Source organism: Streptacidiphilus monticola (genome assembly GCF_042658505.1).
GTDB classification, from domain to species: Bacteria; Actinomycetota; Actinomycetes; order Streptomycetales; family Streptomycetaceae; genus Streptacidiphilus; species Streptacidiphilus monticola.
In genome coordinates, this window is record NZ_JBHSQJ010000122.1 from 99,285 (window position 1) to 113,231 (window position 13,947).

Annotated in this window: 9 protein-coding genes and 2 pseudogenes; 5 read left to right on the top strand and 6 right to left on the bottom strand. The window is 70.5% G+C overall.

What is annotated here, in order from left to right; all coding sequences use genetic code 11:
* Positions 1–367: 367 nt before the first annotated feature.
* Positions 368–1,027 carry a TetR/AcrR family transcriptional regulator gene (locus ACFP3V_RS25470; protein WP_380588072.1) on the bottom strand — a complete coding sequence of 220 codons (660 nt, stop codon included), beginning with the start codon at positions 1,025–1,027 and terminating at the stop codon, positions 368–370.
* A gap of 157 nt (positions 1,028–1,184) precedes the next feature.
* On the opposite strand from ACFP3V_RS25470, the gene ACFP3V_RS25475 reads away from it, so the two are divergent.
* The 3 genes and pseudogenes from ACFP3V_RS25475 to ACFP3V_RS25485 all read left to right on the top strand — a co-directional run bounded on the left by ACFP3V_RS25475 (position 1,185) and on the right by ACFP3V_RS25485 (position 3,540).
* Entirely contained in the window at positions 1,185–2,672 is a 1,488-nt protein-coding gene (locus ACFP3V_RS25475) for an MFS transporter (protein ID WP_380587926.1), read from the top strand.
* A gap of 481 nt (positions 2,673–3,153) precedes the next feature.
* Positions 3,154–3,288, top strand: a pseudogene (locus ACFP3V_RS25480) (hypothetical protein); the annotation flags it as partial.
* A gap of 39 nt (positions 3,289–3,327) precedes the next feature.
* Positions 3,328–3,540 carry a hypothetical protein gene (locus ACFP3V_RS25485; RefSeq protein WP_380587929.1) on the top strand — a complete coding sequence of 71 codons (213 nt, stop codon included), beginning with the start codon at positions 3,328–3,330 and terminating at the stop codon, positions 3,538–3,540.
* 137 nt (positions 3,541–3,677) lie between these two features.
* On the opposite strand, the gene ACFP3V_RS25490 is transcribed toward ACFP3V_RS25485, so the two are convergent.
* The 5 genes from ACFP3V_RS25490 to ACFP3V_RS25510 all read right to left on the bottom strand — a co-directional run bounded on the left by ACFP3V_RS25490 (position 3,678) and on the right by ACFP3V_RS25510 (position 11,218).
* Positions 3,678–6,728, bottom strand: coding sequence for an alpha-mannosidase (locus ACFP3V_RS25490; protein ID WP_380587932.1), 3,051 nt, complete (start codon positions 6,726–6,728; stop codon positions 3,678–3,680).
* Between the two features lie 55 nt (positions 6,729–6,783).
* On the bottom strand, positions 6,784–8,049 hold the full coding sequence (locus tag ACFP3V_RS25495) for a glycoside hydrolase 5 family protein (RefSeq protein ID WP_380587935.1): 1,266 nt from the start codon (positions 8,047–8,049) through the stop codon (positions 6,784–6,786).
* A gap of 61 nt (positions 8,050–8,110) precedes the next feature.
* Positions 8,111–9,031, bottom strand: a complete 921-nt coding sequence (locus ACFP3V_RS25500; protein WP_380587938.1) for a carbohydrate ABC transporter permease — start codon at positions 9,029–9,031, stop codon at positions 8,111–8,113.
* The gene (locus tag ACFP3V_RS25505; RefSeq protein ID WP_380587941.1) at positions 9,031–9,903 is read right to left on the bottom strand and encodes a carbohydrate ABC transporter permease; all 873 of its coding nucleotides are present in this window, start codon (positions 9,901–9,903) and stop codon (positions 9,031–9,033) included. Before ACFP3V_RS25505 ends, ACFP3V_RS25500 begins: the two co-directional genes overlap by 1 nt.
* Before the next feature lie 64 nt (positions 9,904–9,967).
* Positions 9,968–11,218: an extracellular solute-binding protein gene (locus ACFP3V_RS25510; RefSeq protein WP_380587944.1), complete on the bottom strand. Its 1,251-nt coding sequence runs from the start codon at positions 11,216–11,218 to the stop codon at positions 9,968–9,970.
* Between the two features lie 160 nt (positions 11,219–11,378).
* Here ACFP3V_RS25510 and ACFP3V_RS25515 point away from each other — a divergent pair.
* A pseudogene (locus tag ACFP3V_RS25515) lies at positions 11,379–12,405 on the top strand (LacI family DNA-binding transcriptional regulator).
* Between the two features lie 203 nt (positions 12,406–12,608).
* Complete coding sequence (locus tag ACFP3V_RS25520; protein ID WP_380587947.1) at positions 12,609–13,931, top strand: ricin-type beta-trefoil lectin domain protein; 1,323 nt, start codon at positions 12,609–12,611, stop codon at positions 13,929–13,931.
* Positions 13,932–13,947: the final 16 nt, after the last annotated feature.

Consider the following 13,947-nt stretch of genomic DNA (forward strand, 5'->3'; position numbering starts at 1 on the left):
CCTCGCCCGCCGGTCTACGACGGCCGGGCGATCGACCGGTCGCGGACCGCCGCGACTGGCCCGCGGCTTCCAGCGCGTGGCGGGGCCCGGGCTCGATCCCGTGCGCAGGCGCCTCGATCAGGCCGTCGGTGTACAGCGGCAGCGGGCATCCAGGCGGCAGCGCCTTGGCTGCGTCCACCCGAAGGCGCGGATACCGGCGCCCATGTGCGGCGGACGAGGAGCCTCCAGGTGCTCGGCTCGCCCGTCAGGGGTCGCCAGGAGTGGCGGCGGATGGCCCGCGTGGGCCGGGTCTGACTGGACCGTGGCGGTGCAGGGGCCGCGACCTGGGGCCCGCCGCCGCAAGGGTGACCGCGTACTCACTCCGCTCTCAGCGACCGGCGCCGGCGCCTGCCTGGAGGCGAAGGCCGGCCAGCGTCAGGTCCAGGGCGGAGCGGAACTGGTCGGCGTCGTCGTGGCCGTCGAACTCGTCGACGATCTCGTGGACGAAGGGGAATTCTGCGGGGTCCAGTTGCCTCCATGTCTCGGCCACACGGCCCAGGACGTGGTTGCGGTCGACGGTGCCGTCGAGGACCTCCTGCGGCGGTTCCTGGCCGAGGTCGACGGCGGAGCCGACGACCACGCCGACGATCGCGGACACCGCGTGGAACCGCTGGCGTGGGGTGAGGTCGAGGCGCAGCGTCTGCGCGCCGAGCCGTTCGTACAGGCGGAGCGAGTTGCTCTGCGCGGTGGTGTTGCGCATGAAGTACGCGCCCAGCCAGGGCCGCGCCACGATCGCGTCGAACAGGGTGACGGCCATCGCGCGCAGATCGTCGATCGGGTCGTCACTGCCCGGCAGCGCCTCGATGTCCTTGAGCAGCGAACCGATCACATGGTCGGTGGCGAGGTCCAGCAACTCGTCCTTGCTGGCGACGTACCAGTAGATGCTGGCGACACCGCCGCCGAGGCGCTGGGCCAGCGCGCGGAAGGTGAGCGCGGGGGCACCGGCCTCGTCGAGCAGGGCCACCGCCTCGGCGAGCACGGACTCCATCGAGTGAGAGGCCCGTCGACGTCCCTGCCCCGGACGGCTCTGCAGACGTTCCATGGCACGCATCCCTCCGGCACTTTGCACAGCATCGAACGATGTTCTACCGTACTTCATCGTACGCCGTTCGATACTCGAACCCCGTTCGACCGAAGGGACCGCCATGACGACCGCAACGCTCCAGCCCAAGCCCTCCTCCCAGCGCACCTACTCCTCACTGCGCGCGGCATGGATACCTCTGGCAGCCCTCTGCCTGGCCTTCTTCGTCGAGATGGTCGACAACACCCTGCTGTCCATCGCGCTGCCCACGATCGGTCGCAGCCTCGGCGGCGGCACAACCGCCCTCCAGTGGGTCACCGGGGCCTACTCGCTGACCTTCGGCGGGTTGCTGCTCACGGCGGGCTCGATGGCAGACCGCTTCGGGCGCCGCCGGGTGCTGCTCGTCGGCCTGGCGGTCTTCGGCTCGCTCAGCCTGTGCGTGGTGTTCGTCGCCACCGCGGGCGAACTCATCGCACTCCGGGCTGCGCTCGGCGTCGCCGCGGCGGCGATGGCACCCATTACCAACTCGCTCGTGTTCCGGCTCTTCGACGAGAAGGCGCTGCAGATGCGCGCGATGACCGTGATGATCGTCGTCGGCATGTCGGGCTTCGTCCTCGGCCCGCTGCTCGGCGGCACCGCACTGGCCCACGTCAGCTGGCAGTGGCTGCTGGTCGTGAACGCCCCGATCGCTGTGCTCGCCTGTATCGGCGTCCGCCTGGGTGTGCCCGCCGACCGCCCGCAGGACCTGACGAAGGACCGGATCGACCTGCTTGGCGCAGCCCTCAGCATCGCCACCATCGGGCTTGGCTGTTATGCGCTGACCAGCGGCGTCGAGAACGGCTGGCTGTCCGCGCCCACGCTCGCGACGATAGGCGGCGCAGTCGCGGCCGCGACCGCGTTCGTACGCCACGAGCGCCGCAGCGCCACACCCATGCTGGACCTGCGCCTGTTCACCGAGGGCACCGTTCGCGGCGCCGCGATCGCGCAGGTGGGGACGTCCATCGCCATGGCCAGTGTGATGTTCGGACTGATCCTGCACTTCCAGTACGCCTACGGCTGGAGTCCGGTCCGCGCCGGCCTGGCCAACCTGCCCATCATCGTCACGATGCTCGTCGCGACGCCGCTGTCCGAGTGGCTCGCGACCCGCTTCGGCCACCGCGTCGCCTGCCTCATCGGCGCGGCCTGCCTGGCCGGCGCGTTGGGCGGCCTGGCCTGGGCAGTCGGTCACGGCTACCCGGCCATCGCCGTCTGCATGGTGCTGATGACCGTGGGGCTGCGCACCGTGATGACGATCTGCGCGGTCGCCCTCGTCGGCGCGATGCCGAGCAACCGCACCTCCATCGGCGCGGCGCTCAACGACACCGCCCAGGAAGTCGGCTCCAGCGTCGGCACCGCCGTGATCGGCACCATGATCGCAGCGTTGGTGACCACCCAACTCCCAAGGGGGGCCTGGAGCACGGAACTCGTCGAGACGTTCTTCCGCGGCGAGCGGATCACCTTCGCCCTGCTGGCCGTCGTCGTCGGCGTGATCGCCGCGGCCGGCGCGCTGAGCCTGACCGACTCCCACAGCGTCGAGGAGGCTCCCGGTCACGAGGACGACGGCCGGGCGTGATCCTTCGATCCGGGCAGGAGCGCAGGGGCGGCTCCTTCCATGCAGGGCCGGCCCGCGCCGACAACCACCGTGAGGCCGCCGTGCCACCAGGGCGCGGCGCCGCACTGGCCGCCCCTGCTCCCGGCTTCGACCTCCTCACTGCGACCGACGACGAGCTCGACGCCAACGGCTACCCGACCCGGCCCGAGGACGACGCGGACCTGCCCGCCTGGCAGGCGGACATCGCCGCCCCGCGGAGCACGACGCTCTGCCCTCACGACACTGCGAACCACACCACCGGCGCGAACGGGGACGCCCACCCGGACGTCGACACCGACATCCCGGTGCCCAGCAGTCTCCCCGCCACCGGGGACGAGGCCACCGCCACCCCCGACTCCACGGCCACCGGCTCCGAGCACAGCGCGAACTGGGCCGGCGCCAAGACCCGCATCGAGGTGTCCAAGGTCAACGTGGGCGGCAGCGGGGACTACTCCTCCTCGTCCTGGGCCGGCATCGGCCGGGGCGTTCGAGCTCACGCCCGCTCGTCCAGGCCGGCGTCGAGGCGGACGCGTCCCACTACTTCTCGCACTACGCGCTCTGGTGGGAGGTCTACCCGCAGAACGCCGCGCAGGTCGTCAGCACGAACGTCACCTTCGGCGACTCCGTCTGGGTCTCGGTGACCTTCACGGACGCCTACGCCAGCTACGGCTCCACCACGAAGCCCCTGGGAAGCCTCAGCCACGACTACACCACCATGTGGAACTGCCACGGCGCGCCGGACACCAAGCTCGCCTATCCGGGAGCCATCAACAGCGCGGGCAACTCCTTCCCGGCACACTTCCGGAGCTTCGGCGCCCGCCACAAGGCCAGCACCTGCAACGTCTGGTGACGAGCCGTCAGTGACCCGCGGGTCGGGCTTGCCAGCGGGGAGGGGGACGTCCAGGGACCGTCCCTCTCCCCCGTGGCCTTCCCGACGTCCGGCGGCTACGACATGCGGGACAGGCGAGTTGCGCCGCGGCGGCGCTGTCAGTCGAGCGCTCCCCCACGGACCAGACGAAGCGTCACCAGCTCGAACGGGCGCAGTCGCAGCCGGATCCCCTCCGTCCCGGCGGCGGCGACGGAGTCGGGCTGCACGTCGAGGGCCCGTTCCAGCAGGTCGCAGGCCTGGACCTGGACGTGCGGGAAGTCGGTGGTGAGCCGGGCCTGCGCCCGTCCTCCGTGGGCCTCGTGCAGGCGCACGACCAGGTCGCCGCTCTGGTCGTCGGCCAGCTTGACCGCGGTGACGACCACGGCGTCGTTGTCCAGGGTCACCAGCGCCGGGACGTCCGCGTCACCGGGGACCCGGCGCTCGGGGAGATTGATGCGGTAGCCCTCGCGCACCGCGTCGGCGATCGCCGCTCCGGGCACCAGCGCGTGGTGGAAGTGGTGCACGCCCTGGTCGGTGTGCGGGTCGGGAAAGCGCGGGGCCCGCAGCAGGGAGGCGCGCACCGTCGTGGTGGTGCCGCGGTCCGCGCGCACGCTGCGGGTCACGTCGTGGCCGTAGGTGGAGGAGGTGACCAGTGCCACGCCCCAGCCGGGCTCCTCCAGGTGGACGAAGCGGTGGTTGCAGGCCTCGAACTTGGCGGCCTCCCAACTGGTGTTGGTGTGGGTGGGCCGGTGGATGTGGCCGAACTGCGTCTCTGCGGCGTAGCGGTCGGTGTGGATGTCCAGCGGGAAGGAGAGCTTCAGGAACTTCTCCGTCTCGTGCCAGTCGACCTCGGTGTCGATGTCGAGCCGGCCGGCGTCCGCCCTGAGCGTCAGCGTCTGGACGGCCTTCGACTTCCCGAAGGAGCGGACGACGCGCACGGCGACGGCCTGATCCGAGTCCGCGCAGACCGCGAGGTCGTCCACGCCCGTGAGGTCGCTGACGCTGTTGCGGTAGAACTGGTCGACGTCCCAGGCGTCCCACATGTTGGGGAAGTCGGGGTGGAGTTGGAGCAGGTTGGCGGCCGCCCCAGGGGCGACGGTCTCCCGCGAGCGGACGAGGTCGTACACCGACACCACAAGGCCCTGGCCGTCCACCTCGACCTGCAGCAGGCCGTTGGCCAGCACCCAGCCGCCGTCCCGGCGCGGCCGGATGCTGCAGCCGGCCGCCGGGGCCGGGTCGGTGCGCCCCGCCCCGGCGGGGACTCCCCCGCGCTCGTGGGGCGTCGCGTTGAAGACCACGTGGGTGCCGGCTCCGGGGTCGCCGGCGAGCGCGCGCTGGGCGCTGCCGATGATGGCGTTCAGTTCCTCGGCGACCCGGGCGTAGGTCCGCTCGGCCTCGCGGTGGACCCAGGCGATGGAGGAGCCGGGCAGGATGTCGTGGAACTGGTGCAGCAGGACGGTCTTCCAGATGCGGTCCAGGTCCTGGTAGGGGTAGGCGTATCCGGTCCGTACGGCGGCGGTGGCCGCCCACAGCTCCGCTTCCCGCAGCAGGTTCTCGCTGGCGCGGTTTCCCTGCTTGGTCCTCGCCTGGCTGGTCAGGGTGGCCCGGTGCAGTTCCAGGTACAGCTCGCCGACCCAGGTGGGCGGGTCCGGGTACTCGGCCTGCGCTGCGGCGAAGAAGGCAGCGGGCTTCTCCCACACGACGCGGGCGGAGCCTTCGAGGTCGCGCAGGCGGGCCGCCTTGGCGATCATTTCGCGGGTGGTCCCGCCGCCGCCGTCGCCCCAGCCGGTCGGCGCCAGGGAGTGGCCGGCCCTGCCCTTGTCCTTGAAGTTGCGCACGGCGTGGGCGATCTCGCGGCCGTGCATGTGGCAGTTGTAGGTGTCGACGGGCGGGAAGTGGGTGAAGATCCGCGTGCCGTCGATGCCTTCCCACCAGAAGGTGTGGTGCGGAAACGTGTTGGTCTGGCTCCAGGAGATCTTCTGCGTCAGCAGCCACTTGGAGCCGGCCGCCTTGATGATCTGCGGAAGGCCGCCCGCGAACCCGAAGGTGTCCGGCAGCCAGGCCTCCTGGTTCTCGATGCCGAACTCTTCCAGGAAGAACCGCTTGCCGTGGACGAACTGACGGGCCATCGCCTCGGATCCGGGCATGTTGGTGTCCGACTCCACCCACATGCCGCCCGCCGGCACGAACCGCCCGTCGGCGACGGCCTTGACGACGCGGGCGTACACCTCCGGCCGGTGCTCCTTGATCCACGCGTACTGCTGGGCCTGGGACATCGCGTAGACGAAGTCGGGCTCGTCCTCCAGCAGCGCGGTCATGTTGGCCGTGGTCCGGGCGACCTTGCGCACGGTCTCGCGCAGCGGCCACAGCCAGGCCGAGTCGATGTGCGCGTGGCCGACCGCGCTGATCCGGTGCGCCGAGGGCACGGCGGGCGCCGAGAGCACCTGGGCCAGTTCGGCGCGGGCGGCGGCGGCCGTCGCGTTGACGTCCTGCAGGTCCACGGCGTCCAGAGCCCGGTCGACGGCACGCAGGATCTCCCACCGACGCGGGCCCTCCACCGGCAGTTCCGCCATCAGTTCGCCCAGGACCTCAAGGTCCATGGCCAGGTTCCAGACCGTCTCGTCGAAGACCGCCAGGTCCATCCGGGCCAGCCGGTACTGCGGCTTGCTCCCGGCGGTCTCCTTCTCGCCCAACTCGGTCGGCAGGAACGGGTGGTAGTCCATGATGACGGGATTGGCGGCCGCCTCCACGTGCAGCAGCACCTCCTCCCCGCCCACCGCCGGGGAGGCGACGCGCACCCACTGGTTGCGCGGGTTCAGTCCCTTGACCGGTGATCCGTCGGGCCGGTAGACGAGACCTTCGCACTGGAAGCCGGGCATGTTCTTGTCGAAGCCGAGGTCGATCAGCGCCTCGACCGTCCGGCCGGCCCAGGCGACGGGCACGGTCCCCGACACGGTCAGCCAGCTGGTGCTCCAAGGGGCTCCCCACTGGTCGCCGACCGCGATGGGGGTCGGCGGCTGGGCGAGCCCCTCGGCCACCGGGACCGGCTCGCCCGGTGCGGTCCAGATCCCGACCTCGAGCGGCACGGACTCGGGGTACACCGCGGGCCAGATGCGCTCCTCCAGCACGCGCTTGAGGCGGGATTCGATCAGGGTGCGGTCGTCGTGCATGGACTCGGCTCCGAACGTCGTGCGAGGGCTGCTGGTGTGGTCGAAGGCGGCGGGGTCAGACGTCGTCGATGGTGATGATCTCAGTGATGCCGCGGGCCGCAAGGTGCTCGTGGTCGCCCGCGCGCTCGGCGAGCACGGCGGTGGGGCGGGCACCGGCCTCGACCAGGCGCATGAAGGCCTCGAAGTAGGTTCCACCGGGGGCGAGTTCGGCCCGTTTGAAGGATTCCTGGGAAGCGTCGACGACCAGTCCGGTGGCCCGCGGCCGCGGGGGTCGGTGGCCGTCGGCGCGGACGGCCTGGATGATCCGGGCGATGCTGCGCCCGGCGGGTTTCACCTGACGGTCGTTGGTCAGGAGGCCCAGGCTGTACTCGAGTTCCGGGAAGTCGGCGAGGGAGCGGTCGACGTCGTGCGAGCACCACCAGGTGATGCCCCACAGGTCGGGGCAGTCCAGCGCGGCCGCGACGGTGGCCTCGGCGAAACCGGGTGCCTGCGGCGCGGGGATGTGCGGGGACGGTGCGCCCACTTCCTGCAGCCAGACGGGCCGGTGCGGGTCGCGCGCCCAGGCCTTGGACAGCTCGATCATGTACGCCGCGTGCTGCGCGGTCGCGGTCGCCTGCGAACCGTAGCGCTGTGCGGTGCCGTTGAAGACCCAGGAGTGCACCGCGGTGGCGCCGCCCAGTCGGGCGGAGTGGGCCAGGGTGAAGGGGTGGGCGTCCTGGTACCAGGCGGCGTCGTACTCGGCGTGGACATGGAGTCGGCCGGGAGCCCCTTGTTCGCAGGCGTCGAGCATGCGCAGCAGCCACGTCTCCGCCTGCTCGGGGGTGATCAGGTCGGGGTCGGGGTGCGGGTCGCTGGAGAACTGGTTGATCTCGTTGCCCACGGTCAGGCCGATGAAGTTGCGGCGGTCGGCCAGGGCGGAGCCGAGGGTGCGCAGATAGGCGGCCTGGGCGTCCACGACCTCGGGTGCGGTGAAGATGTTGCGGCGGTGCCAGGTGAGCGTCCAGGCCGGCCGGAAGTCGAAACTGGACAGGTGGCCCTGCAGGCCGTCCACCGCGACGTCCAGGCCGCGCTCCCCGGCCGCGTCCACCAGCGCGACCAGTTGCTGGACGGCCTTGGGGCGGATCAGGGTGCGGTTGGGCTGGAAGATCGGCCACAGCGGGAAGGCGCGGATGTGGTCGAAGCCCAGATCGGCGATCGAGTCGAGGTCGGCACGGACCGCGTCGAGGTCGAAGTCGAGCCAGTGGTGGAACCAGTCGTCGGTGGGCGTGTAGTTGACGCCGAACCGCGGTGCCGGCGGGGCGCCGTTGTGATGCTCAGTCATGCTGCGGTAGGTCCTCGGTGAGTGGTGCGGTCGCGGCGGGGCGGTTGGGGCCGGTCCAGGGTCAGCCCTTGACGGCCCCTTCGCCCACGCCCTTGAAGAAGAACCGCTGCAGGGCGACGAAGAGCGCCATGATCGGCAGGAGTGCGATCATGGCCCCCGCGGCGATGGTGCGGGGGTCGGCCGAGAAGGTTCCCTGGAGGTAGGCCAGGCCCACGGTGAGGGTGAGCTTGTCCGGGCTCTGCAGGACCAGCAGCGGCCACAGGAAGTCGTCCCAGGCGCCGATGAACGTCAGGATGGCGATGACGCTCAGGGTTCCCTTGACGCTGGGCAGGCCGATGTGTCGCAGGCGCTGCCAGACCGTCGCGCCGTCGATGACGGCCGCGTCGTCGATGTCCGCGGGGATGGCCAGGAAGGCGTTCCGCATGAGCAGCACGTTCAGGGAGCCGATCATCGCGGGCAGTGCCACGCCGATCAGGGAGTCCGACAGGCCGAGCCGGATGACGGTCTGGTACTGGGAGATGACGGTGACCTCCCCCGGCAGGACCAGGGTGGCCATGAACAGGCCCAGCACCAGGCGGCGCCCGCGGAAGCGGAGCCTGGCCAGCGCGTATCCGGCGGCGGTCGCGCCCACGAGGTTGCCGCCCACGCACAGCACGGCGACGATCACCGAGTTCAGGGCGAAGTGCCAGACCGGGATGGTCCGGGCGACCTGGGCGTAGTTGCCCAAGGTGGGGTGCTGCGGCAGCAGTTGCGGGGTGGCGGTGTAGACGTCCTCGGTGACGCTCTTGAGCGAGGTCGACAGTTCCCACAGCATGGGGCCGACGGTGACGGCCAGGACCAGCAGGAGTGTCAGGTACCGGAGGGTCAGGCCGAGGGGGGTGACCGCGTCGAAGACCGGCGAGCGGCGCCGCCGCCCCTGGGCGGCGGCGGGTGCGACGGCCACGGGTGCGCTCTTCTGCGCTAGGCGGTAGGTGGTGGGCATCAGTCGGCCTTCCGGTTCCAGGGGACGAGCAGCAGCATCGGTCCGACGGTGAGCACGAACAGCAGCACGCTCAGCGCGGAGGCGTAGCCGATACGGCCGTCGGCGCCCGAGGCGGCCTGCTGGATCAGCATCACCAGGGAGACGTCCTGGCCGCCGATTCCGCCGGTGCGGCCGCCGAGTACGTACAGCTCGGAGAAGACGCGCATGGCGCTGACCGCGATCAGCACGGAGACCAGGGCCATGGTGCCGCGCACCCCGGGCACGGTCACCGTCCAGAAGCGCCGGATCGTCCCGGCGCCGTCGACGGCGGCCGCCTCGTGCAGTTCCCGGCGCACGTTTCCGAGGGCCGACAGGTACAGCACCATGTAGTAGCCCATGCCCTTCCACACGGTCAGGGCGATCGCGCTGAACAGCAGCAGCCACCGGTCGGAGAGGAAGGGGACAGCCGCGTGCAGCAGCCCTGCCTGCTGCGCGAGCCCGTTGACCAGGCCCCGGTCGTCCAGGAGCCACTGCCACATCAGCGCCACCACCACGGCGGAGGCGATGACCGGGAAGTAGAAGACGGTCCGGAAGAAGCCCATGAACGGCAGCGTGCGCTGGACCAGCAGCGCGAGCAGCAGGGGCAGGAACGTCAGCAGGGGCACGCACACGGCCATGTAGAGGACGGTGTTCAGGATGGCGTCGCGCAGGTGCGGGTCCTGCCACATGAGGACGTAGTTGCGCAGGCCGATGAAGCGCCCGCCGCTGAGCATGTGCACGTTGGTGAAGGAGAGCACCCCGGTGTTGAACGCCGGCCACAGGCTGAAGACGGCCAGCCAGGCCAGCGCGGGGAGCAGCATCAGCCAGGGTGTGCTCAGGCGGTGGGACTTCATCGGCTCCTCGCTCGGGTGGGGACGGGCCGGGCTCACCGGCCCGAGGGGGTGGAGACGCGCAGGCTCACTGGCCCAGCAACTGGTTGGCCTGGTTGACGGCGTTGTCGAGCGCCTGCTTGGACGACTCCTTGCCGCTCACCGCGAGCGCGATCTGCTGGTTCAGGGCGGTGTTCATGGCGTCGGTCCACACCGGCGGGGTGAAGTTCACCGCCTTCTGCATGTCCTGGTAGGCGATGACCGCCGCGTCGCCCTGCGGGGTGCCGTCGCTCTTGCTGTACTTGGGGTCGTGCGCCGAGGCGGCGCTGCCCGGCAGGAAGCCCGGCGCCAGCTTGATGAACGCGACCTGGTTGGCGTTGTCGGTCACGAACTTCGCGAAGGCCAGGGCCAGCGGCAGGTTCTTGCTCTTGGCGGCCACCGAGATTCCCTGGACGTAGAGCGGGGGCGTGTCCAGCGCCGGCGAGGGGATCACGTCCTGGGCCAGGGTGGGGTTGCTCTGCTTGAGGCTGTCGATGAAGTTGCCGCCCGCGGTGGTCCAGGCCGCCTGACGCTTGGTGAACAGCGTCGAGTTGCCTTCGTAGGTGCTGGTGAGCACGTTCGACGGCAGGTAGCCGGCCTTGAAGGCGTCCCGGTACTTGTCCAGCATCGCGGCTGCGGCCGGGGTGTTGAACGCGAACTTCGAGCCGTCCGAAGTCATCAGCGGAGTACCGGAGTTGACGATGTCCGACAGGCCCGGGGCACGGCTCATCAGGAAGTCCTTGCCGCCGGAGCGGTCGTGCATGATCTTGGCCTGGGCGACGAGCTCGTCGAAGGTGTGCGGCACCTTGGCGGGGTTGAGGCCGTCGCGCGTCAGCATGGCCTTGTTCCAGAAGCTGACGTCGGTGCCGAGGTACCACGGGAAGCCGTAGGTGCCGGAGCCGGTGTCGGCGTAGGTGTAGGCCTGCAGCCCGCTGTGGACGTAGTCCTGGTCGAGCGTCGGGACGTTCTTGCCCAGGTCCAGCAGGGCCCCCGCCTTCACGGCGGCGTGGGCGATGTCCGGCGGCAGGTTGACCACGTCGGGGAGGCTGCCGCCGGTGACCTGGCTGACGATCTTGTCCGAGTAGCCGTCGCCGGGCTGGTCGATCCAGTTGATCGTGGTGCCGGCGTGCTGCTGCTCGAAGGACTTGATGAGCGCGGTGAAGTAAGGCGTGAACTTGTCGTTCTTCAGGGACCAGGTCTGGAACGTGATGCTCCCGTGCAGCGGCGCGTTCGCAGCCACGGTCTGCTGGCTCGACGCGCTGCTGGTGCCGCCGCCGACGCCGCAGCCGCTGAGCGTCACCGCGACTACGATGCCCGCAGCCAGGCCTGCCCAACCTCTTCGCATGAGATCTCCAGTGATGGTGAACTTGAGGGTGCGGAGGGTATTTCTTCTAAAGCGCTTCAGCTCGACGGACTATGCTCCGGTTGTTCATCCGGTGTCAAGGAGGGGAACAGAACTGATGGGTCGCCCGACGATCGTCGACATCGCCCGGCGTGCCGGCGTGTCCACCGGTGCGGTGTCCTTCGCCCTCAACGGGCGCCCAGGCGTCAGCGAAGCCACGCGGGCCCGCATCCTGCGCGTGGCCGAGGAGATGAACTGGCGGCCGCACAGCGCCGCACGGGCGCTGGGCGGAGCCCGGGCGGGNTGCTGTAGGCCTGGTCCTGGCCCGCGCCGCACGGACCATCGGCGTCGAGCCGTTCTTCCCCCAACTGCTCTCCGGCATGCAGGCGGCGCTGTCCGCGCACACCATCGCGCTGCAGCTCATGGTCGTCGAGGACACCGAGGCCGAGATCGAGATCTACCGGCGCTGGGTCTCCGAGCACCGGGTGGACGGCCTCGTGGTGGTCGACCTGCAGGTCCGTGATCCGCGGATCGCCGTCCTGGAGCAACTCGGCGTGCCTGCGGTGGTCCTGGGCGGCCCGGGCAAGCACGGGAACCTGCCCAGCATCTGGGCGGACGACCGCGAGGCGATGCTCTCGGTGGTCAACTACCTTGCCGCACTTGGCCATCGGCGGATCGCCCACCTCGCGGGCCTGCCGGCCTTCCAGCACACCCAGCGCCGCATGCGCGCACTGCGGGACGCGGCGCGCGCCCTCGGCCTGACCGACGCGGTGTCGGTGCCGACCGACTTCAGCGACGCGGAAGGCGCCGCCGCCACCCGCACGGTGCTCGCGCGCACGCCCAGACCGACCGCGATCATCTACGACAGCGACGTCATGGCCGTGGCCGGACTGGGCGTCGCGGCCGAGATGGGCGTCACGGTCCCGACCGAACTGTCGATCGTGTCCTTCGAGGACTCCACGCTCGCCAGGATCGTCCACCCCTCCCTGACCGCCCTGTCCCGCGACGTCTTCGCCCTCGGCGAGCAGGTAGCCAGGACCCTGCTCGCGACCATCGAGGACCCGTCCAGCCCCCGCGACACGAAGAACCCCACGCCCCTTTTGACCGTTCGGGAAAGTTCCGGCGCACCCATTGACACCGCGTAGGTAAAGCGCTTTAGAGTCTGTCCCCGGCCGGCCCGTCACCCCCGGCGGGCCGGCCGGGGCGTGACCGCGGACGCGCCCGCGGGGCCGCCCGTGCACAGGCGCGCCCGCTCCACCGTGCCCCCGGGCCGACACACCCTGGCCATGGGGCCCCCTACCTAGCCCGGCACCATCCACCCGCTGGTCCTTCCAAGGCAGGTACTCCCATGTCGTTCCGCACGCGCCGCCTGACCCGCTCCGCCCAGGCCCTGCTCGCCGCCGCGTCCCTCGCCACCGCCTGCGGCCTGGCCGCCACCCCCGCCTCCGCCGCCACCGCGCCCCACCACGTGCTCGCGTACTACCAGACCCAGTACAGCAACGGGACCTACGTCTCCCCGCTCCCGCTCCAGGGCATCGCCACCGACGTCGAGGTGGCCGCCTTCCACCTGAACACCGGCGGCACGATCACGCTCAACAACGACGCGCCGTCCTCGTCGATCTACACCCAGATGTGGTCCGACCTCGCCGCCATGCAGGCCAAGGGCACCAAGGTCGAGGCGCTGCTCGGCGGAGCCGCCCAGGGCAGCTACGCCGACCTCCACAGCGACTTCGCCACCTACTACCCGGTGCTGCGCGACACCCTCCGCACCTACCACCTCGACGGCGTCGACCTGGACATCGAGGAGACCTTCTCGCTGGCCGACACCGAGAAGCTGATCAAGCAGCTGCGCACGGACTTCGGCAGCGGCTTCCTCATCACCCTCACCCCCGTCGCCACCGACCTGTCGGGGACCTCGTCCTACTCCGGCGGCTTCAGCTACAAGCAGCTCGAACAGGACCTGGGCAGCAGCATCTCCTGGTACACCGGCCAGTTCTACTGCGGCTGGGGCAGCCTGGGCAGCACCGCCGACTACGACCAGGTCGTCGCCAACGGCTTCAGCCCCTCCCGCGTCGTCGCCGGCACCGTCACCAACTCCGCCAACTGCTCCGGCTACGTCCAGCCGAGCCAGCTCGCCTCCACCCTCAAGTCGCTGACCGGCAAGTACCCGACCTTCGCGGGAGCGGCCGGCTGGGAGTACTTCAACGCCACCCCCGTCTCCACCTACGGCACCGGCCCGGCGTCCTGGTACCAGAACGCCGCCGACGCCATGTCCGGCACGGCCGCCAAGTCGGGCCCGATCACGTCCGGGATCACCGGCAAGTGCGCGGACGACAGCTCCCAGAACACCGCCGATGGCACGCCGATCCAGCTGTGGGACTGCAACGGCACCGCCGCCCAGCAGTTCACCGTCAACGCCGACGGCAGCCTCGGCGTCATGGGCAAGTGCATGGACGTCACCCACAGCGGCACCGCCGACGGCACCAAGGTGCAACTGTGGGACTGCAACGGCACCGGCGCCCAGGTGTGGCAGCAGACGTCGAACGGCTCCCTGCTCAACCCGCAGTCGGGCCGCTGCCTGGACGACCCGCAGTCCAGCACCACGAACGGAACACAACTGCAGATCTGGGACTGCAACGGCACCGCCGCCCAGGTGTGGAAGCTTCCCTGACACCCTGAGGGCAGCC